Origin of the sequence: Butyrivibrio sp. XB500-5, from assembly GCF_003625505.1 — a bacterium.
GTDB lineage: Bacteria > Bacillota > Clostridia > Lachnospirales > Lachnospiraceae > Butyrivibrio.
Genome location: NZ_RAIS01000005.1, coordinates 207,484 through 228,549 on the forward strand (window position 1 = coordinate 207,484; position 21,066 = coordinate 228,549).

Sequence of the window (21,066 nt, forward strand, 5' to 3'; positions counted from 1 at the left end):
TGATTCCTCCACAAAATAATATCTTTAGATAATAATCTCTTTTATCTCATTAATATACGTCAATATTATACTACTCCTGTCAAACTTCTGCTCAACATAGCTCCGAGCCGCTTCTCCCATGGCTTTGCGCTCATTTATATTAAGTGCCATGAATCTGTCCAAAGCCTGTAAAAGAGCTTCCTTATCCCTTGGAGCAAACAGAAATCCCGACTTGTCTTTATCAACGATCTCTCTGCATCCGCTGATATCAGAAGCAATGACGGGCCTTCCGGTCGCAGAAGCCTCCATAAGGACGTTTGACATTCCCTCGTGATAAGAAGGATGAACGATCGCATCGCTTTCTTTTATATAAGGGTGAATATCGGGCTGATAAGATATCATCTTGAAATAGCCCTCTTCCTGCGCTTCTTTTACCTTATCCTCGTACTCGTCGTCGAAATAACCGATTCCGGCAAAAGAAACTCTGTCACCGTACTTCTTATGCAGCTCTTTTGCCGCATAGAGGTACTCGTCCGTCCCCTTTTCCTTCATAATTCTTCCGATATAAAGAAATCTCGTCACATCGTCCGCGTGTCCGGGATAGTCTTCTTTCTTGTGCTTATCAAGATTAACTCCGGAGCCGTTCACAACAACGTGCTTCTTGGCCTTAATGCCGTGACTTTCGAATACGTCTTTGTTATGACTGTTCTGGAAAAAGAGACAGCGGCATTTCTTGAGCGCCGTCTTATACATGAACACTATGAGCTTTAGCAGCACTCCGCCTCTTTCAAAGGTAGTTCCGAGTCCCGTGACCGTTGACACATAGGGAACTCTTAAGAATCTGCAAGCCACGCCGCCGTAGATATTGGGCTTTATGGTATATGTGATGACCACGCTCGGCTTTTCTTTTTTTATTAATTTGATATAAGAAAAAAGAAGTCCGAGGTCCTGGACGGGATTGACTCCGCGCCTGTTAATATCGGTGTGGACCACTCTGCAGCCCTCGTCGTTTAATTCTTTGTTCTTGAGGTCATCGGGAAGACTTACCACAACCTCAAAGCCTTCATCCATGAGCCCGAGCAGCAGCTCATTTCTAAAGTCGTACAAGCCGCTTGATGAATTTGCAAGTATCAGTGCTTTTTTCATATCAGATAAGCTCACTCTCCGGAAGCACCAACAGATCGTTGTATTTCATCATGTAGATGCCTTCTTTGTATTCTCCTATCGATGGAGCATTTTCTTTTCCCTCAAGGTTATTTATAACAAACTGCGGGAAGTTGACGCCGCACTCGTATGCGTGAGGATATCCGCCGCCGAATCTCGGATTGATCTCGGAGAGGTACCATTTGCCGTTATCAAGGAAAAGATCCGCGTCGATCATTCCCCTGTATCCGCTCTCCTCCGCAAACTGCGCAAGCTTATCGAAAAGCTCGGGATCCCTTACCGAAACGGATTTGTCGGTCTCGCCGGCTCTCATCTTGATCTTTTTCTTAAGGAATATCGAAACACACTTGCCCGAGATCATGTCGATGTAGATGTCGGCGCCGTACTCCTGTCCCTTCATGTATTCCTGGATCATGAGATCGTCGTATATATCAAAAAGAGTGTTTATCTCCTCGTCGGTATTAACCATGTTGATGTTCAGGCTGGCACTTCCAAGTCTTGGCTTAACGAAGACGGGATAAGCAATCTCGCCTGCTGCCTTTGCCTTGTAAAAGCTATCCTTGTCGATGTAGCACTTTCCTGTTGAGATGCCCTTTTCCGTAAGGAACTTGTACATCGCGTACTTATCAAGGCTCATCTCGCAAAGGTCGTAGCTTGATACGATCGGCGTAGTTCCGACTTCTTCAAACCGCGCACGCTCCTTAGCGATAAGCGAAAGCTCGGGATCTATCAGTGAAAAGACTCCGTCTATTTTTTCTTTTTTACAGATATCGATGACCTTGTCGATGTAATCGGGCGCATCAATCCTGGGAACAATGTAAGCCTTGTCGGCGTCATATATCGCAGGCGCTAAGTTGCTGCAATCAGTCGCGATCACGTTTCCCTTGCCCTTAAGGGTCTCCTTAAAGTATCTGACAACCTTATCTCTTGTTCCTGCGCTTAGTACCAAAATATTCATTTCTATGCTCCATTATCAGTATTTATCTTATTTCATTCCGTTCAGGAAATCGAAGAATAGCGGCGTTCCGCCTGTATGGATAAAAAGAATTTTCTTATCCTCCAAGTTATTCTTTTTGATGTAGTCTTTCATTCCGCAAAATGCCTTGCCTGTATACGTGGCATCAAGCGGCATTCCGTATTTTATCATGGATTCTTTTATAATGTTCTCTATCTCTTTGCTGTCCTTGCCGTAGCCGTCGCCCGTGTAATCATCGATAAACACAGTCTTTGCTTCGACATCGCTCTTATCATAAGAAAAAGCCTTGGCATCAAGATACTCATAGATGCTGTCCAGCACAACATCGCGGCCTCTTGGATTCTTTCTTGCGATGCTGATCCCGACGATATGTCTGTCATCCTCTTCCATCAGCTGTCCACAGACGAGTCCTGCCTGAGTTGTGCCTGTTCCCGTGGCAAAAAAGATATAGTCGAATTTTATTCCCGTCTCTTTTTCATAGGACTTTATCTCTTTGTAGCATCTTACGTAGCTCTCGGTTCCGATGTTGCCGTGCCCGCCGCCTTGGATAAAATAAGGGTTCTTGCCCTCGCCTCTTAGGCGCGCCAGCTCTGCTTCTATAGTGTCATGCACCTTGTCTATGGGAACCGTTATGATCTTGGCTCCAAAGAGCTCCATAAGCACGCTGTTGTAGGTCGTATCACTTACTTCCTCGGGGCCTATAATGATGCAGGGAATGTTCCTTGCTGCCGCCATATTGGCTACGACTCTGCAATGATTGGAATGGCTGCTTCCGTAGGTTACAACAACGTCCGCGCCTTTTTTGTCTATCTCTTCAAAAAACAACAGAGCTTTTCTTGCCTTGTTGCCGCCAAAAGAGTAAGGAATCATGTCCTCTCTTTTGACATAAAGGAAAGAAAGCTCGTTATCATCAAGTTTGTGTATCGGTGTGGGTTTGATGTTTCCTGTATTCATCAAAATCCTCCAATGCGTTTAAAACGACTCCCTCGCTGTGAAGTACTGCCTTTACGGTATCTATTATAACCCTAATGTCTGTAAGGAACGACATGTGTTCCACATACCAGACATCGTATTCAAATTTCTTTTCCCAAGAGATTGCGTTCCTGCCATGAGCCTGCGCCCATCCGGTAAGTCCGGGCCTTATGCTGTGGCGAAGGCGTTCCCTTTCGTTGTAGTAAGGAAGATACTTAACAAGAAGGGGCCTCGGGCCTATGAAGGACATGTCGCCTTTTAGGATGTTAAAAAACTCGGGAAGCTCGTCCAAACTGGATTTTCTAAGGAAGCTTCCGAACTTGGTAAGTCTTATTTCATCGGGAAGAAGCTCGCCGTTTGCATCTCTCTCATCCGTCATGGTCCTGAACTTGAACATGTTGAAGATCTTCTCATCCTTGCCCGGGCGCGCCTGCCTAAACAGTACGGGGCTTCCGAGCTTAACTCTAACAAGTATCGCCACGATCGCGTACAGCCAGCAAAACAGCACTATAACGAGCAGCGACAGGATTATGTCGATGAGTCTTTTTATGTATTTGGCGTAAAATGAATTAGACATCCGAATGCATCCTCACATATTCATCAAACCTGGGCAAAAGAAGCGAAATATAGCCGTACTGCGCCGTGCTGATAACGCCTTTTCTCTTGAGCCTGTCTCTGTACACTGAAAACTGCGGCGTTGTCATATCAAGGTGCTTTCTTATCTTGCCGACATTGGTCTCACCGCTTGTTGCGATATAGGCGACAACTTTTTTGTCCGTCTCTGACATTTCAGACCATATTTTATCATAAATATACTCATCAAGGTACTGATCGTACTCGGGAAGAAGCTCGTCTATATCCTTGTTCTTGCTCTCCCACATAAGATATCCGAGTACCTGGAAAGCAAACGAATAGCCTTTTGTGAGCTTGGCCATGTACTCCGCCTTGCCATTATCAATATCAAATGTTTTCTTATAATGCGAGACTATTGCTGTGTAATTGAGCGGGTCCATTATGATTTTCGGTGCTCTGTACAGGAATGTAAGTGTCTTTTCATTCTGCAGATCGTACAGGTTATCATAGAGTCCTGTCATGATCAGGAACACATTATATCCGCGTCTTAGATATATCTGAATAGCCGCTGCAAACACCTTTACATTGGGATTATTGGTCACTTCATCAACTGTTATAAGGACTCTCTTGCCTGCTTTTGTGATATGCTCAAGCATTCTTCCGACAGCAACATCAATATCCGTAACCGGAGCAGCGCTCTCGATGGACACTCCCAGTCCCAAGGCTGAAAAATCCAGCTTCGCTTTAATAAAAAGAGCATGTAGTTCAGGAATTGCATAAAGCGCAGCCGCCAAACTCTCGAGCATATCCCTCTCGGGACTTATCTCCACTACGATCCAATCTTTTTCTTTTCTGAGCTTCTCGGATATGTCCGTCATCATGACGGTCTTACCCGAACCTCTGATGCCCGTAAGCATATATACGTGATTGGCAGGCTTATCTGCACGGAATGTATCAAGTATCTGATTAGCCTGCGTAAGTCTTGAAATATATTGAGTTGGAAGTGTTCCGAATGAAATTGAAAACGGATTTTGCATTTTTACCTCCACTTGTTTCTTTTATATCTCTTTATATCTTTGAGATTCTTTTATATCTTTTTATATCTCTTTATATCTTCAAAATTCTTTTATATCTCTTTATATCCTTTTATATCTCTTTATATCTATTAATATACACCAAACCAAGGAGAAGTCAATGAAAAAGGAGCAATCGGCGGTTTGGACCGATTGCTCCTGTGTTTTATTCCAAATATATCGTTTCTTTTTCACCGGACTTTTTTATTCCGATAAGTTCGGTAACCCTTCCATCATCTTCTTTTTCACCGATGAATTCCTCATATTGATCGGACTCAAACAATATTTTTCCATCTGATACGGCTATTGTTGTATACTCATAGTCACCTGTGTATTTGTGAAATGTTTTTACTTGAGTACCTTGTACCATAAATGAATACAAGCCGTCCCACTCATTGCCGTCCTTGTCCATCAGATGATATAGCCTTTCACCGTTATCGGTTTGGTATATATATTTATCATCCCATGATTCAAATGCAAAAACACCTATGTCACTAGAAAAAAGGTAAAAATCCCAAGACCTAAAATTAATATGCTTTATAAGCACCTTCCCATCGGAATTGATTACTCCGTGGTTTCCTCTTTTATCTTGTATATAGGCCAAGCTGCTATCATCATTAGGTTCTAGCCATCTATATACAGGCTTCGCAGCAATAGTCCCGTCTTTTCTTAAAAGCCCATAACAATCATAAAAACCACTGTAGAAAACGGTTACTCCGCTTTGAAAAGCCGGGGTAAAATAATCTGAATTATTAAAATATTTATCGCGCAGTTCCGACATTGAATTCCAGTAATCTATACAATCATCGTGATCATCATATGCATGTCCGTAATAATCATATGTATATCCATCCAAAAATCTGGGACTGTTAGTCACAAAATACCTTAAAATGTGCTGCCTATGCGATGTGGTGATCAGTGCAGCAAACGGTATCATAGTAATCGTATTGCCATTTCTGTCAATGTACTTATCATCGCCATCCCAAGTTATTCCGGTTTTATCGAAGTCGATACTTTTAAACCGAGCACCCGTATCCATTCCGGTCTCATTATTGGTAAATCCGAATTTTTCTCTTCTTAAGCCTGTCCACTCGGGCATCTTATTAGAGACATAATAACAGGAAATACCTTCGGTCTCCCGATATTTTAACTCTTGCTTACTCGAAAGCTGCACATGGTCCATATTGTCATCATATGAAAAATACGCATATAATCCCAAAAGCAATATGATTCCGACAGCTCCAAGCAAACACTTTTTCAAAACAGGATTGCATTTTTTATTCTTCCTATAAAAACCTGTTCTATGGATCATCCAGGTAAGTGTCTTATCTTCAACAAAGACCTTGGGCCCTTCGTAAAATCTAAAACCGAGAGAAGCACTTCTGATTATCAAGATCTCATACACAAATCTGACAATCAGCATGAAAACTGTAAAGAATAAAAGAAGTGGTTGTTTAGAAAAAAAAGCTGCACCAAAGCAAGTAAGAATGAATATATTGAATTTGATCCAGCTATTATTTTCCCTGTTTACCAATACCTTTTCGTAATCGCGATCAACAAACGATTCCTGCATCGCGATACACTTATATTCCATGAATAAAAGGCAATCGAGTATAAATTTAAACAGAACAAACAACAGCAAAATATACGAAAAATTTCCGTTTCTCATGTTGGACATGTATAATTCCGCCGCATCCAACACTATTGTTGCCATAATAAATCTTTGGCAAACAATAAAGCAATTTCCGAAATTCTTTTTAAGAAACAGATATAAAGCCAGATATATCGAAATCTTAGCTATGTAAAGGCCGTAGTCCAACTGCAGGAAAACAACAGGAAAATAGCAGCTGATAAAATGCAGAATCAGATTCGCAAAATTAAAAACCACTATAGCCAAAAAAGCTTTTCTTATTGTACCTGAATTAAACTTCGACCTTTCCATTTATTACTCTTCCCTTATATTACAATCAAAACTTCGTGCCGCAGCTGGGGCAGAACAATGCGTCTGAAGATGTTTCGGTGCCGCACTGAGCGCACTTTTTCATCTCTACATCTTTGACGATCTGCACAGGCTGAGCAGGCTGTGCGGACTGTACAGGCTGTGTCTGCTGAACATAACCTCCTCTGATAAGGCTCAAATTCTCAGGTCTTACCTCTATGGGTGCTCCGCTTGCTATTGCCTTTCCAACCTCTTTATCGAGCGCATACAATGCTCCGCAGCAAGTTGACTCTGCATAATACTGTGTACCCCATCTAAATGTGGGAATAAAGAAAAAGAACGTCAAAACCGTGTACGTTTTAAAAATATTGTATCTTCCGTAGCTTCCACAGCTTGGACAGATTACCGGTCCTACTGACTGATAATCCTTTCTTTTGGTTTCTGTGCCCCATACTATAAACATATCTCTCTCCTTTGTATTTAATCTATTTTCATAGTTTATTCTTCGTTATCCTGCTTATTTATCCAGTCTTTAGGCGTTTCATTTGTAATCTTAAATGGCGTATATGCGTCCATTTGAAGATAACTGCTGATTAAGCTCCATGAGCTTACAACATACCACTTATCCCCGTAACGAGCCACTGTCGGGAAATAATAAAAAGTTTTATCTCCAACATCTGCAAGAGCTGCCAAGCTCACAACCTCATCCGCTCCATAATGCTCATAATTTATCTGAGCTTTCTCATTATATTCATCCATTGAACAAGCATCTCCGAGAACCTCTTCAGGAGAGACAAATCTTAGATTTTTTATCTTGGTGAAATCCTTATATCTTTCATTATCATATATTGAAAGGAAATCATTCATTGACTCTTCATCTTTTAACGGAATCACCATTCCCTTTTCAACATCATCTTTCATAAGATAATAAGCTATAGAGCAATAAAGCCTGCGACATTCAATGCTTTGAAGTCCGGACGCATTCGCAGAAATATAAAAATCATTGTCTGAAGGCATCTGAACGGGCATTGTTGGAATAAAGGAATCAAACCTGTCAAGTTCGCTCTCATACTTATAGTGTTCTGCCTGCGTCTCCCATGCGTATGATTTCAGCATCTTGTTGTAATCGAGATCTCTTAATCCCTCCACAAAAGATGTTGCTGCTGCCTCTGCAGTCTTAAAGCCATCACCTTCATATTTGGCTTCCGAAGACCTACCGGCTCCATTTAAACCGCAACCCGTCAAAAGAGTGCATGTCAGCACCGCCGCTACAGCTCCCCTAAAAAACTTCATTTCATCTTTCCTCCTTGGATATATTTATCTAAGCTTGATATATATGTATACAACCGGCAGCACCGAAATGCTGCAGCTAATACTCAAATAATCTTGATCATGTCGTTGTCATGGAAAAAAGAATTGTATTTCCGTCAATCCATACCGAGCCCGGATAGTACTCGGGAATTATATCTTTGCAGAAATCCTCCGAGTATTTCCAGTTGCCTTCACGCTCCTTAATGTTTTCAAATGTCACATCCGGCTTAGCCTCTGTGAAATCGTAGGATGAAGCGTATTTCTGAGCCACATCGTCCGACAACACTATGTATCCTTGAAATTTATAGTCTGTCGGTCCGGGAACTCTGCTATCTCCGCTACCCAAAGTAACCTGCTCCCACTCGATCTCCGTAGCACCTTCCAATGAAGGAAACAGCTTCTCTACGGCACTTATATCAGTGCTTACGCTAGATTTAGCCTCCTCGCCGGCTCTTTTACCGTTTGTGCATGCCGTGGCACAAACGAGCAGTGCCAGCACAAGTATCAGTGTAATTATTGGCTTTATACGGATCTTGTTCATTTTACGAAACACTCCTTGAATCTAGTTAGGCTTCTTCTCTTCAGATATCTTTGCAAATTCGCCATTTTCATATTTATACGTTAGTTCTACGTGTTCGCCTGGACCTGATCCGTATGAGCCCTTAAGAACATTCTCTTCCTCATCAATAAAGTAATTTGGGACTATTTCAAATGATTTTGTATATACGAATTCCCCAGTATTGTCATATATGTATGCGCAATGTACTTCTTCTCCTGCAACGCCTTGATGTCCCAAGGAAATGACGACGTCTTTGTGTCCATCAAAATTCACATCAACATATGCAGCATTAAAATCACATGCGTCAAACACGTATCGCTCACTATACATGTAATCGCTTTTTGAAGGATAATCCACTATAAATGAAATTGTTTTTTCATTATTCTTTAAGAAAAAATAGTCCCTTAGATGAGCATATTCTCCTTCTACCTCTTCTGTACGCTCTATCGAAACGCGGTATAAACTATGTTCTTCATCAACCCATGCGGCGGATTCTACTTTTTCTCCTCTGCGAATTCTCACATCTTGCATTAGCTTTTCATTTATAGTCTCATCATCAGATAAAAATCCCCCTTCTTCCTCAATTATAACCGGCTTACCATCTGACCCTGTCAATATGTATTGCCTGTTATCTTCCATAGTAAGCAGGTACTTGTTCGAGTCAATCATCCGGCAATATATAATATTGTCTGCTATTATATTTCCTTCATAATCGACCACTCTAAGATAATCATGAGCATTTTTATCTTCGGTTCCTGTTTTGGTATTGTCATAGCAATAAATAACGCAATCCAATTCATGATCATTTTTGATGAATTCTAAACCGCTATAGTAGCTCTCAAGTATTTTTCCGGTTATATCCTTACCATCATAGTTGTAGATATATGCACCGTCATCCTTACGAAACATACAGATTTTTTCTGTTTCCAATCGAGATCTTGTGTAATCAATCTGTTCAGGCTTTACAATGATTTTGCCATTCTTATCACACATTCCATAGCTTCCTAGCACTTCGGAATAAAAAATCGCAGATCCATTATCTGCCAGCAACCTTTTAGAACCATTTTCTCCTAAGACTACGACTCTATCTGTTCCATCTATTTTACCAAAACTAATTTGTCTTCTTTCTTTTGCAAAAACCTCTCTATAAAACTTAGTTTTTGCCGAAATGTGGCTTAGGGCAATCTTAGGCAACGTCAACACCACATTTCCGTGATAATCGATTATATGTCCGAGTCCATCCTCGGTTAAACCCTTTTCAAAGCTTATTTTGACTGGATATTTAGCACCTGTGTTCACACCATCATCTGTAGCAATCCCATACTTTACTTTATGAATCTTACTGTTAACGGGAGTTAGATTATCCTTTGAGTATCTATACACCTTCAAACTTCCGTTTTCTACTTCGGGACAGCCTATACACGGATCAGCATTAATCGCTTGACTCGAAGAAATCTTGGAAAGCTCTTCTGTTGGTGGATTATCGATTCTGTATTTACCACCTACATATATTCCGTTGCAAATAACAGTCAGCAACATCAACGTGGCAGATACAGAAATAATAATAGTCTCCCTTTTTTTATCTCCAAATAAGATCTCTGCAAATGCGGACAGCACTCTGTCAATTATCGAAATGGGATTATATCGATCCCACTCCCAATAAAAGAACCATTTTCGGGCATATGGCTCCTCTTCAGGGCTTAAACTGTTGACATATCCGGACATGCTTTCTCGCAGCAAAAGGATATATTGTACTAATCCAAGTAAATAACAAATGAATATATATCCGTATATAATATTAAAATTGCGATGTCTTAAGTCTGCGACATATAAATAATTAATAATCACAGGACTTATCAGAAAAATTATTCCCAGCCGCAATTTTCTCATTTTAAATTTCACACTCTTGTTCTTTGCGCCGTTTTTCCAATAAATCTCCGCCAAATAATCCAATATTCTTCTGATCAATGCAATTGCAATAAAAACTTTGAGGATGATATTCATCCATATGAAAAAAAGTGAAACGTCTTTCCCGTACAAATACTGAAGAAACAAAGAAAAAACATCGCAGAAAGCAAAGCACTTAAGCCCTTTGATAAGGAATATACGAGGTTCGCTTATGCGGAATAGCCCGGCGAAACACAAAAATATCCCTATCATAACAAGCACGCAGTCCAAAGTGCTTGTCATAAAAGGGTTCTTTGCGTCCATCATATGAATGACAAAATATATTCCTGAATAGATATAATAAAAAATTATAAATAGTAATGTTCTGTTCTCTTTTAGTTTATTCATCCGTTCAACACCCAACAATTTATTAACATACATCTTAACATTGTTGAAATTATCTCGTCAAGGCAACTTTATGAAAACAGCCTGTAATCAAGTAATAACCTTTGACAAACATTTTATGATATGGGAAGATTATTCACAACAAGTCTTCACAAATTTATGAAATCAGGAGAGAAAGAATGCAAGAAAAATACAGAAATATGGCACCTGAAGAGTGTGCGGCACGTTTTAAAAGAAACAGAATCCTTAGTTTTATTATATATATTTTGGTCTTAATCACTATTGGTGCTTTTTTTCTAAAAAGAGCCTTTTATATATTCCCGCTTATGAACTGTGATCTTGAAATTGTAGAAATATACCACGGGCTTGATAAGGCTAATTTTTCTTTATTCTTGATAAGAGTAGTCGTATGTTTTCTGGTAATGGCTATTGTATTATCCATGCAGGAATTATTCTTTTTCGGAATATTTATTACCTTGTGCGAACCTGATAAGTATATAAATGCCGAACAGATCCTTAGTAGGCATAATTTCTTTTTTAGAAGGTATTACAAATTTGCAATCATAAACCTTGGACTAGCTTATTCTTCAATTGAAGACTATGAGAACGCCTGGAATTATTATAAAAAAATAATTCCGGCCAGCCCTGAAAGATGCTCTAACATACGTATTTTAACTGCACTGGCCTCTTATTTTTATGATTCAGGCGATAAGGAAAATGCAACCCTTTATAGAGCCAGACTTGATAATATAAAAGCTTCCAACAAAAAGAGTCTACAATTGGATCTTACACTGGATAACTTTATAATTCGGGAAGCACTTGATAACAAGCAGTTTGACGAAGCGAAGGAATTGATCAACAAATACATAAATAACCATCGCGTTTCTCAATTAACCAAAATTCATTATCAATACTATTTGGGCCTAATAGCATACGAGACCAAAGATTATCCGGAGGCTATTTATCGCTTTAGAACAGCTCTTGAAAACGGCAGCAAACTGCCTTTTGCGGGCGACGCTAATGCTAAACTGGAAGAGATTTGTAAGTCTTACCATGTATGATTAATATAAAAATCCGATGGCAGCGCTTTTACGCATCGCCATCGGATTATTTATGTCTTATTCAAAGCACTTCTTAACAGCCTCGATTATCACATCCTGCTGCTCAGGTGTCATCTTGTTGTCGCTGGGAAGGCAGAGGCCTCTTTCAAAGATGTCTGCTCCGACATCGACCATTCCTGTCTCTTTGATGTAAGCGTTACTTCTTGCTCGTCCGCTTCCGTGAACCGTTACAAAGGCATTGGTTCTGTAAATGGGCTGCATGTGCATAGGTTTCCAGATGGGGCGTCCCTCCGCATTGAGTGCCGCGATAGCATCAAGGATCTCTGTAGGGCAGCTCTTGCCGGGTTCGCTGATATAAAGAACGTCCTGCTCGCCGCGAACCTGCTTACACATAGCTTCTTTATCGATGATAAGGCATGAGAGCCAGAAATTGGGCTCTGAGCTCTTTTCATCATATGGATTCATCTTAACGGGAAGGTTCTTGAAGCCTTCCTTGTATCTCTCATAAATAGCTTTCTTCTGAGCGATATGCTCCTCAAGATGAGGAAGCTGACCTCTTACAACTCCTGCAATCACATTACTCATGCGGTAGTTGTAGCCAAGCTCTTCGTGCTGGTACCAAGGTGCGTCTTCTCTGGCCTGTGTTGACCACTTTCTTACCTTGTCGGCGTCTTCTTTGCTGTGAGCTAAGAACATTCCTCCGGCAGAACCTGTTATTATCTTGTTTCCGTTAAAAGAGATTATGCTGTAATCGCCAAAAAGGCCTGTCTGCTTACCCTTATATGTAGCACCGAAGGATTCAGCCGCATCTTCAACGATAAGAGCACCGTGTTTATCACAAACTTTTTTGATCTCGTCTGCTTTACCCGGAGTTCCGTAGAGATGCGCAACCACTACAAATTTAACATCGGGATATATCTCAAAAGCTTTCTCAAGCGCCTTAGGGCACATATTCCAGGTTTCTTTCTCTGTATCGATGTAGACAGCCTCGCCGCCTTCGTAGGCAACGGGATTGACTGTCGCATCAAAGGTCATATCCGAGCAGAATACTTTTTTACCTTCGAGTACTCCGTGACCAACCTTGGGCTGACCGTAGAGTCTTTCTCCTGCGAGCTTAATGGCAAGATGGAGAGCCGCCGTTCCGGATGAAAGTGCAACCGCATCGGTGCATCCGATCTTTTCACAGACTTTTTTCTCTATCTCATTTAAATTGGCGCCTACAGTGGACATCCAGTTAGTCTCATAGGCTTCCTGCATGTATTTAAGCTCGTCGCCGTGCATTGTAGGTGATGAAAGATATACTTTTTTCTCAAATGGCTTAAGTTCCATATCCTCAATCCTCGTTTATCTTCTCTGCTGCTCTCTTAAGAGCTTCCATATGCTCCTTGGTCCTGTCGGCCTTATTGTCGGTCGGATGATAGGTTGTAACTATCTCCTGAACAAGTTCTCTTGTCTCGGACGATTCCTCTCTTGAAGCGACATTGAGCTTTTCAAGTTCGGCAAAGAACTTCATCTCATCGAGCTCAATAGGCTTTCCGATGTGGATCATCCTATTGGACGTATCCTGCAGTCCCTCTTCATCCATAAGCATCTCTTCATAGAGCTTCTCGCCGGGACGAAGACCTGTAAATTCAATCCTGATATCCTCACCAACCTTATAGCCCGAGAGCTTAATAAGGTTCTCCGCAAGGTCAAGGATCTTGACGGGTTCACCCATATCAAGGACAAATATCTCGCCGCCCTTGGCAAAAGCACCTGCCTGAAGCACAAGGGAGACCGCCTCTGATATAGTCATAAAATAACGTATGATATTAGGGTCGGTTACGGTAACAGGGCCTCCTGCCGCTATCTGCTTTTTGAAAAGAGGGATAACGGAACCGTTGGAGCCAAGTACGTTACCGAATCTAACGGCAACAAATTCCGTGTCATAGTGCTTGTTGAAGGTCTGTACGATCATCTCACAGATTCTTTTGCTTGCTCCCATGACGTTGGTCGGGTTAACAGCCTTATCCGTCGAGATCATAACAAACTTCTCGGCGCCGTTCATCGCTGCAGCCATAGCTGTCTTCCAGGTTCCGAAGACGTTGTTCTTGATAGCTTCGTTAGGGCTGTCCTCCATGAGAGGAACGTGCTTGTGAGCCGCCGCATGATACACGATGTCGGGTTTATATTTTTCAAATATTTTGTTGATCCTGAGCGTATTTCTAACCGATGCTATAAGCACAATAAGATTAAGCTCGGGGAATCTTGTCTTAAGTTCCTGCTGAATATCATATGCATTATTCTCATAGATATCCACAATGATAAGCTTCTTGGGCTTGTGTCCGGCGATCTGTCTGCAGAGCTCTGAACCGATAGAGCCGCCGCCTCCGGTTACCATAACGGTCTTGCCGCTCACATAACCGGCGATGGAATCAAGATCTACCGCGATGGGATCTCTTCCGAGAAGGTCTTCTACTTCTACGTCACGAAGTCTTGATACGTTGACCTCTCCGTTAACGAGCTGATACATGCCCGGAAGTGAACGAAGCTTACAGTTGGTGTTCTTACAGATATCAAGGATCTTTTTCATTTCCTGCCTTGATACCGAAGGAATCGCAACTATGATCTCATCTATGTCGTAGAGATCGGCGCATTCAACTATTCTGTCTCTTCCGCCGACAACTCTGATGCCCTGAATGTACTTGCCCCACTTATTGGAGTCATCATCAATGATACATTTGATGGACATCGTTGAGTAATTGCTCGTAATGATCTCTTTTATGATGATGTTGGCAGCCTCGCCGGCACCGATTATCATTACCGCCTGGCTGTTGTTTCTGTTCTCAGCCCTGTGTTTCTGGCTTCTGAAAAATCTGTACGAAAATCTGCTCGTAAAGATAAATGCTATAAGCAAAAACGGATACAGGAAATAACAGGTCAGAGGAACCGCCTGCTCTCCGGGATATTTAAAGAACTGAAGTCCCACCGCATAAAGAATCGATGAAATAACGCACGCCATAACAAGGTTCTGGAGCTCTCGTTCTCCCGCATAGGCCCATAAACTGTCATAAAGCTTGAAAATAAAGAAGATAGCAAGCGTAACAAGTATATTTATTGGCAAGAACTCGGTTGCAGGCATCATAAAGTGCTCAGGTATGTTCGAGATCTTGAAATCATGCCTGATTATAAGCGCAAGATAATTGGCTATGATAATACTTAAGATGTCGTAAATGATAAGTCCGGTTCGCCTATACAGTTTTTGATAATTAAACGGTTCTTTTTTCTTGTCGTTCATATTCTTATTCTCTGCCTGTATTTTTAAATAACAAAGGTGCGATTGAAAGTAAAAGTGCCATAGTCATGGGATTTCCGAGATCGAACACCCACTCGCTCAAGCTTGCTACGGCAAAGCCCAATATAATCGCAAATGCAAGAAGCGACAGAGGCTCTTTTTCCTCATTCTTCTTGTAAAAACGCGCTCCTACAACCAGTCCCGCGATAATAAATATAGTGAACACAATTCCTGTCAAAATGCCGTGGTCATAAGCCACCTGAAGATACGAATTGTGAGCATGGTAAATATCCGTTCCATCTGCGAACTTGGCAGGTTCTGCATGTCCCGTCATATTCAGCTCATTTAAATAGATCTTGAACAACGTTATTCTGCCATTTGTACGGATATCCCAAATATTATCCTCATCTATGTACTGCGAAGAAACATCAAGGAGCATCGCAAGTTCCGCTCTTGTAATGCCGGTCGCCGCAAGGAGATTCTCAGTAGGTAAAAGAGCCTGCTCATCATCGTCTTCTTCCCAATCCTCTTCACCGTCATCCGGATTACCGTACAGATCATATATATATTTGCCGTTTTCAAAGTCGTAATTGAGAATGTCATTGGGATAGTCATATTCCCCGACATCCATGCTGAGGACTTCACTCTCAAAGAGATTTACAAATCTCTCAACACACATAAAGTTGCTGTTGCCCCACGCAGCTCCGCCTCTGACGAACTGATCCGCGTCGTCGCCGTACTCGTGGAATACCGGTCTTGCAACAATTGTAGGAACGATCCTTTGAAGCGTAAACACAGCGGGAAAACATATAATAACAGCCGCTATCATTGTCGCAAGTATTCTTACAAACTGCTTTTTATGGCGTGTCGATACTATAATAAGCACCATGAGAACAACCATAAACAGTGATAAATATGCTGTCTGTGATACCGTAAATATCGCATATGAGGAGATCCATCCAAACAGGATCATCTCTTTCCAAGCGGATTTAAACAGCTCTTTTACCCCAAGATTCTTAGGGAACGCAACTATCTTGGCAGCCAAAAGAACTGCGGCGGTTGCATCCATAAAGATCAGGTATTCCGCTCCGACGGTAACCGTGTGGAAGAGGAAGCCGAATCTTCCGCTGACATAACCCGTAAAATATCTGTGAAGCAGACAATATACAAGCGAAATAGCAAAGTTCATCATAAGTCCGCCTGCAACGATACGGATAAAATGCTCTCTGCCTTTCCAGTAGGTAAGTCTGATGTATAGGCATCCGAAGATAGCCACCAGCACGATACCCCACAATTTTTCATTTCTGAATATGATCATCAGTGCAAACAAGACGATCGTCAGGATGCCGTATCCCGATATCTTAACGTTTCTGCTTGTTTTATCCGTGATATATCTGATCAGTATCCTTATAACGTTTATCACAACTATTCCGCCGAGTACAGCTATGATAACGCCGTATTTGAGAAGCATATTCTTAAGGTCATATTCCTTCTCGGTATCCGCAACCATATTAAGTCTGTAATATCTAAAGCCCGCAACTGCCGAAACCACGAGCCATATAAGATTCGGAACATTTATTATCTCGGATGTCGTAAAGGTAAGAAGTATCATGACCGCGAACCAGATCACCATCCTACGCTGCGACAACCATCTGAAAATATCATAAGCGCCGTTCATGTAGTTACTTGCATGCCATACAACCATGGCCATGGCAAACATGATGGCTACGTATCTGACTTTATCCGCAAGCTCAATTCCCTCAAAGAAAGATATTCCGTTGGGGAGCTTTACAGCCTTGTGGTTAATTGCATAGAACACGATAGCGGCACTTATTATAAGTCCTATCTCATAAAAAATGATATCGGGTACTCTCAGATCAAAGACTCTCAAAGGAAAGACCATGATCATAAGTGTAAGGAAGAACACAGCGGCGATGGGATTGGCAACAACCTTTATCACCTTACCCACGGTCAAAAGAGAGTTCTTTTCCTTGAACTTATTAAAGAAAATGCCGATCAGTGCGTACAAAGCAGCCGTAACCGCCAAAATAGCCGCAATAATTATAAGTGAAAGCTTCTTGGACATCGGAAGTCTGTAATTAAACTTAGCATCAAGGTGCTTACCGGGTATCTCGCCCTCGTTGAGGTAAAGACTTCCGAGATACTGCGAATTATCCGGAACATCCGTGAACTTAACGTTGTATTTGGATCGGCAGTTTTTAACGTACATGCTGTACTCTTTTCCGACTTCAACATCAAATTCCATAGGGACACGTACATATCCGGGCAGTTTGGCATTGCTTATATCAACAAATGCATTGAAATAGCTTGTCTCGAAATTCTCACTGATCGAAACAAACACATAATGTCCCTTTTCAAGTGAATCCACATATATATCAACCGAACTTAATCTGTCATACTGAGCCACAAACTTCTGTGAAATACTGTAATCATAGTTAATTATCTGCTCGTCGGGAAGCCTGTTCCCTCCATCATTGGTCTCAAAAACGTTCGTCCAAATACGGCAAGGAAAGATGCTCAATACTGCGATGAGCGCCAAAATAAGGAGCACAGCTCTGAATGCAGTTTTTTTATCAACAATACTTCTCATAATTTCCATTGTACTTTCCGATTTATTTGCCTTTTTTAACGCAAAAATCCATCATTAAATATTAACATACACCCAAGGCTTAATCAAACCGCCTGTCGCCTGTGATCATAAGGAGCGGGAAGGCCAGCCAGAGTATCACGACGTACCTTACAAGATAGGTCGGACCAAGGAGCACGGTAAGCCATGTAAGTATCATGGGCAAAAAGGGTATAATCCCGCTGTAATTCCTTCTGTGGAGCCTGTAAAGGAACACAAAAAGATAGATAAGCGCAAGAAGTCCCGGAGAAAAAAGATATGCGAGAACAGGCGCATCCTTGTGAAAGCTGCCTATGGAAATATATCTGTATAACTTATCTATAGGCGGAATAAGGCTTATCCTCTCTCCCGGAAGCTCCACCTCGTAGCCAAAGTACGAGCTTTCGTCGTAAGTAAACGTATAGACCGTATTTCCTTTGTATACGTTAATATCCGCAGGCGGATACCAGTAACCGTAGGAAGTAAGGAACCACGCATTGACATATGTCATCGGATGCTTTTTAAAAAGAGTGGCCCAAAGCTTCCAAAAGTTCTTTTTATCCTGCTCGTAGAGAGCATTGTTAAAGCCTACCTTTACAAGATCCGAGACTCTCGGAGTGTATTTAACAAGGTTCTTTTCGGGAATATAAGCGGTAAGGATTGCTTTCTCTTCCCCAGTCATTTCATCGTCGTTATATGCATAGACACGAGCCATCTGCATGATGGGTACGGTCAGCATCTCCTGATTGTCTTTCCTTCCGGATGTAAGAGCCGCAGAAAGCGCTGTTGACACTATCAAGTACAGGACAACCGGAATTATCAAAAGCCCCACGAGTTTTCCGGATATCTTTTTCCTGAAATAAATAAGCGCAAACGGGATAAAAACAAGGTATGCATAAAAGCCGTTGTGGCGCATTAAAGGCATGAGTACTGCCGCAGCCATTAATAACAGCTGTTTCTTTTTATCTGACATAAAGCCGTCTGTATCACGCACAAGCTCTGTCAAAAGAACTGTCATAAGAAGTAAAAATGCCGAAAAGAGTCCGTCTTTGCTCGAGCACAGCGTATACATTACGATAGTCGGAAATACGCCGTAGTAGATTGTCCAGGCAATAACAGAATTCTTGCCGATCCCTCTTTTTCTGAGATAATCAAGGACGTAAGTCATTATCAGCGTGATAACCAGCATCTGGATAACGATATAGGTAAATATCGCAATATTCCATGAGCCCGTGAGCTTGTGAACAAGTGCAATTGTTCCGCCCAGCAAAAGCACGTGCATAAGCGGATGATGCGTTGTAAAGCTTCTTGTCAGGACTTCGTTTAATTCGTCCTGTGCGTCATATACGAAAAATCCCGGAAACTCCGCCAAAAGAACCGGGAGATTTAGAATGATCAAAGAAATGAAGGTTCTTTTGAAAAAGCCTTTTCCTTCCATGGGCTTAGGTACTGCGTTAAGGTCGATGAATCCAAAGAGCTTACGGCCATCCAGCGACATTTCGTAGCTTCTCCAAACATATCTCGTATCGATGGTAAGGATCACCATGATAAAGAACATGATCATTGGCATATTGCCTTCTAATTTAATGGAATCGAACTTCTCAAGACTGTATCCGATGAATAAAAAAGCCCCCGTTAAAACGCCAAACAAGCCTGACAAAAGCCAGGCTAATACTGTTTGCTTTATGCTGTTGTTCTGTGATTCCGGCCCCAAACTACTCTTTGTCATCTCTTGTCGTCTCTCGAATAACATACTGTGGATTCTTGTTCTGTGAGATGTAGAGTCTTCCTACATATTCTCCCACCATTCCAAGCATAAGAAGTATCATTCCGCCGATAAATACAAGTGCGGACATAAGTGCATAATATCCCTTAAACCGGGATGCATCCGGATAAACAAATTTAAGGATAACGGTGTAAACACCGAACAAAAAGCCGGCAACTGACAATAATCCGCCTGCCAAAGTGGCGATCCTAAGCGGTTTAATACTAAAAGCGGTAAAGCCGTTGATCCACAGCTTCATGAGCTTGCTGAAGGTATAGCCGCTCTCTCCGACTTCTCTTTTTCTGTGATTGACATCAACATTGACAACATTACTTGTTGTTCTGAGAACAAGTCCGATAACGTACGGATAAGAGCTCTCATACTTGATCATCTCGTCAACCACGAATCTCTTGACTGCGAAGTAGCTTGAAACAAAGAGATCCTTGGGTTTTCCGAGCATCACATGAGCCATCCATTCATTCATGGCGCTTCCGAAGTTTCTGAATCCGTTGTGCTGCTTATGAGCATATCTTGCATATACGGCGTCCGCTCCGTCTCTGAGCGCATTCAGAAGTTTATATACTTCGTTTGCGGGAGTCTGTCCGTCATCGTCAAGACACACCACATAATCGCCCTGCGCCGTGTTTAGTCCGGCCATGAGAGCCGCATGCTGTCCGAAGTTCTTGGCAAAATTGATGCCTGTGACAATATCGGAGTGTTTATCCGCTATTTCTGAGATCTTGCCCCAAGTATTGTCGGGGGATCCGTCATTTATAAGCACGATCTCATAGATGTACTCTTCGGAATCCTTCATTGTCTCTATGATCTCATCTACAACAGCTCCGAGAGTATTCTCGGATCTGTAGCATGGAATTATAAAACTGACTGATTTTTTCTGCATTCTTATCAAAACCTTTCGCTTAGTTCGGGTTTTACGATTATATGTTCAAACTGCCGTTTATAAGAGTTTTTCCATAAGTATCATATCACTTTTTTGACCATCACTGCACTCTACCTGTAAAAGATCCTTGGTCTTTACAAATCCGGCCTTGGAATAGCTCCTTATGGCTATTTCGTTATAGGCAAATGCCTTGAGATAGACTCTTTTAAGCCCAATCTCTTTTGCATAGGAAAGAGCAAGAAGCACGGTCTCACTGCCGTAGCCTCTTCCGACAGCGTCGTCCTCGCCGATGAATATTCCATATTCGGCTGTTCCTTCTTCTCTGTCGATATCCCTGAAATACACGCTTCCGACAGGCCTGTGATCGTTATCGTTCTCGCAGATAATGAACTGCTCAACCTTGCCTGTCATGATCTTGGTCTTAAACCAGTTTTCATGAATCTCTTTGGTAAATACAACCTTATAAACGAAATTATTACGTACTCTCTCGTTATTTCTCCACTTTACTATAAGCTCCGTGTCATCCAAGGTTATCTTTCTTAGGGACACCTTTTTCCCGATGACATCAAAGCCCTGTGTCTCTTTTTTCATAACAGGTCTC

The 21,066-nt window shown here is 41.7% G+C and carries 17 protein-coding genes; 1 reads left to right on the forward strand and 16 read right to left on the reverse strand.

Annotated elements, in window-relative coordinates:
- Window positions 1-24: 24 nt before the first annotated feature.
- The 10 genes from D6856_RS10515 to D6856_RS10560 all read right to left on the reverse strand — a co-directional run bounded on the left by D6856_RS10515 (window position 25) and on the right by D6856_RS10560 (window position 10,271).
- Window positions 25-1,125: a glycosyltransferase family 4 protein gene (locus tag D6856_RS10515; protein WP_120686841.1), complete on the reverse strand. Its 1,101-nt coding sequence runs from the start codon at window positions 1,123-1,125 to the stop codon at window positions 25-27.
- A gap of 1 nt (window position 1,126) precedes the next feature.
- Window positions 1,127-2,101, reverse strand: coding sequence for an ATP-grasp domain-containing protein (locus D6856_RS10520; protein WP_120686842.1), 975 nt, complete (start codon window positions 2,099-2,101; stop codon window positions 1,127-1,129).
- 27 nt (window positions 2,102-2,128) lie between these two features.
- Complete coding sequence (locus D6856_RS10525; protein ID WP_120686843.1) at window positions 2,129-3,073, reverse strand: 1-aminocyclopropane-1-carboxylate deaminase/D-cysteine desulfhydrase; 945 nt, start codon at window positions 3,071-3,073, stop codon at window positions 2,129-2,131.
- Window positions 3,030-3,668, reverse strand: a complete 639-nt coding sequence (locus D6856_RS10530; protein WP_120686844.1) for a sugar transferase — start codon at window positions 3,666-3,668, stop codon at window positions 3,030-3,032. The genes D6856_RS10525 and D6856_RS10530 overlap by 44 nt, the downstream gene beginning before the upstream one ends.
- Entirely contained in the window at window positions 3,661-4,701 is a 1,041-nt protein-coding gene (locus D6856_RS10535) for an ATP-binding protein (protein WP_120686845.1), read from the reverse strand. Before D6856_RS10535 ends, D6856_RS10530 begins: the two co-directional genes overlap by 8 nt.
- 202 nt (window positions 4,702-4,903) lie before the next feature.
- The gene (locus D6856_RS10540; protein WP_120686846.1) at window positions 4,904-6,679 is read right to left on the reverse strand and encodes a hypothetical protein; all 1,776 of its coding nucleotides are present in this window, start codon (window positions 6,677-6,679) and stop codon (window positions 4,904-4,906) included.
- A 25-nt stretch (window positions 6,680-6,704) separates the two neighbouring features.
- Window positions 6,705-7,139, reverse strand: coding sequence for a zinc ribbon domain-containing protein (locus tag D6856_RS10545; protein WP_120686847.1), 435 nt, complete (start codon window positions 7,137-7,139; stop codon window positions 6,705-6,707).
- 35 nt (window positions 7,140-7,174) lie between these two features.
- Window positions 7,175-7,969, reverse strand: coding sequence for an LptM family lipoprotein (locus D6856_RS10550; RefSeq protein WP_120686848.1), 795 nt, complete (start codon window positions 7,967-7,969; stop codon window positions 7,175-7,177).
- A 97-nt stretch (window positions 7,970-8,066) separates the two neighbouring features.
- Window positions 8,067-8,528, reverse strand: coding sequence for a hypothetical protein (locus D6856_RS10555; protein ID WP_120686849.1), 462 nt, complete (start codon window positions 8,526-8,528; stop codon window positions 8,067-8,069).
- Window positions 8,529-8,549: 21 nt separating this feature from the next.
- Window positions 8,550-10,271: an XAC2610-related protein gene (locus D6856_RS10560; protein WP_147367831.1), complete on the reverse strand. Its 1,722-nt coding sequence runs from the start codon at window positions 10,269-10,271 to the stop codon at window positions 8,550-8,552.
- Window positions 10,272-11,017: 746 nt separating this feature from the next.
- Here D6856_RS10560 and D6856_RS10565 point away from each other — a divergent pair.
- A complete protein-coding gene (locus D6856_RS10565; protein WP_120686851.1) occupies window positions 11,018-11,899 on the forward strand; it encodes a tetratricopeptide repeat protein in 882 nt (293 codons plus the stop codon).
- 57 nt (window positions 11,900-11,956) lie between these two features.
- Here D6856_RS10565 and D6856_RS10570 read toward each other — a convergent pair whose 3' ends face one another.
- The 6 genes from D6856_RS10570 to D6856_RS10595 all read right to left on the reverse strand — a co-directional run bounded on the left by D6856_RS10570 (window position 11,957) and on the right by D6856_RS10595 (window position 21,056).
- Window positions 11,957-13,228, reverse strand: coding sequence for a DegT/DnrJ/EryC1/StrS family aminotransferase (locus tag D6856_RS10570; protein ID WP_120686852.1), 1,272 nt, complete (start codon window positions 13,226-13,228; stop codon window positions 11,957-11,959).
- Between the two features lie 4 nt (window positions 13,229-13,232).
- Complete coding sequence (locus tag D6856_RS10575; protein ID WP_092245588.1) at window positions 13,233-15,176, reverse strand: polysaccharide biosynthesis protein; 1,944 nt, start codon at window positions 15,174-15,176, stop codon at window positions 13,233-13,235.
- Between the two features lie 4 nt (window positions 15,177-15,180).
- Window positions 15,181-17,793, reverse strand: a complete 2,613-nt coding sequence (locus tag D6856_RS10580; protein WP_120686853.1) for an O-antigen ligase family protein — start codon at window positions 17,791-17,793, stop codon at window positions 15,181-15,183.
- 70 nt (window positions 17,794-17,863) lie between these two features.
- Window positions 17,864-19,528 carry a DUF6020 family protein gene (locus tag D6856_RS10585; RefSeq protein WP_120686854.1) on the reverse strand — a complete coding sequence of 555 codons (1,665 nt, stop codon included), beginning with the start codon at window positions 19,526-19,528 and terminating at the stop codon, window positions 17,864-17,866.
- Window positions 19,515-20,465 (reverse strand): glycosyltransferase family 2 protein, encoded by a 951-nt coding sequence (locus D6856_RS10590; RefSeq protein WP_092245597.1) that lies wholly within the window; start codon window positions 20,463-20,465, stop codon window positions 19,515-19,517. The genes D6856_RS10585 and D6856_RS10590 overlap by 14 nt, the downstream gene beginning before the upstream one ends.
- Before the next feature lie 57 nt (window positions 20,466-20,522).
- Window positions 20,523-21,056 carry a GNAT family N-acetyltransferase gene (locus D6856_RS10595; RefSeq protein WP_158588915.1) on the reverse strand — a complete coding sequence of 178 codons (534 nt, stop codon included), beginning with the start codon at window positions 21,054-21,056 and terminating at the stop codon, window positions 20,523-20,525.
- Window positions 21,057-21,066 lie beyond the last annotated feature (10 nt).

Coding starts and splice junctions, on each gene's coding strand:
- D6856_RS10515 (WP_120686841.1), bottom strand. CDS start 1,125: ATGAAAAAAGCACTGATACTTGCAAATTCATCAAGCGGCTTGTACGAC.
- D6856_RS10520 (WP_120686842.1), bottom strand. CDS start 2,101: ATGAATATTTTGGTACTAAGCGCAGGAACAAGAGATAAGGTTGTCAGA.
- D6856_RS10525 (WP_120686843.1), bottom strand. CDS start 3,073: ATGAATACAGGAAACATCAAACCCACACCGATACACAAACTTGATGAT.
- D6856_RS10530 (WP_120686844.1), bottom strand. CDS start 3,668: ATGTCTAATTCATTTTACGCCAAATACATAAAAAGACTCATCGACATA.
- D6856_RS10535 (WP_120686845.1), bottom strand. CDS start 4,701: ATGCAAAATCCGTTTTCAATTTCATTCGGAACACTTCCAACTCAATAT.
- D6856_RS10540 (WP_120686846.1), bottom strand. CDS start 6,679: ATGGAAAGGTCGAAGTTTAATTCAGGTACAATAAGAAAAGCTTTTTTG.
- D6856_RS10545 (WP_120686847.1), bottom strand. CDS start 7,139: ATGTTTATAGTATGGGGCACAGAAACCAAAAGAAAGGATTATCAGTCA.
- D6856_RS10550 (WP_120686848.1), bottom strand. CDS start 7,969: ATGAAGTTTTTTAGGGGAGCTGTAGCGGCGGTGCTGACATGCACTCTT.
- D6856_RS10555 (WP_120686849.1), bottom strand. CDS start 8,528: ATGAACAAGATCCGTATAAAGCCAATAATTACACTGATACTTGTGCTG.
- D6856_RS10560 (WP_147367831.1), bottom strand. CDS start 10,271: ATGTCCGGATATGTCAACAGTTTAAGCCCTGAAGAGGAGCCATATGCC.
- D6856_RS10565 (WP_120686851.1), top strand. CDS start 11,018: ATGCAAGAAAAATACAGAAATATGGCACCTGAAGAGTGTGCGGCACGT.
- D6856_RS10570 (WP_120686852.1), bottom strand. CDS start 13,228: ATGGAACTTAAGCCATTTGAGAAAAAAGTATATCTTTCATCACCTACA.
- D6856_RS10575 (WP_092245588.1), bottom strand. CDS start 15,176: ATGAACGACAAGAAAAAAGAACCGTTTAATTATCAAAAACTGTATAGG.
- D6856_RS10580 (WP_120686853.1), bottom strand. CDS start 17,793: ATGGAAATTATGAGAAGTATTGTTGATAAAAAAACTGCATTCAGAGCT.
- D6856_RS10585 (WP_120686854.1), bottom strand. CDS start 19,528: ATGACAAAGAGTAGTTTGGGGCCGGAATCACAGAACAACAGCATAAAG.
- D6856_RS10590 (WP_092245597.1), bottom strand. CDS start 20,465: ATGCAGAAAAAATCAGTCAGTTTTATAATTCCATGCTACAGATCCGAG.
- D6856_RS10595 (WP_158588915.1), bottom strand. CDS start 21,056: ATGAAAAAAGAGACACAGGGCTTTGATGTCATCGGGAAAAAGGTGTCC.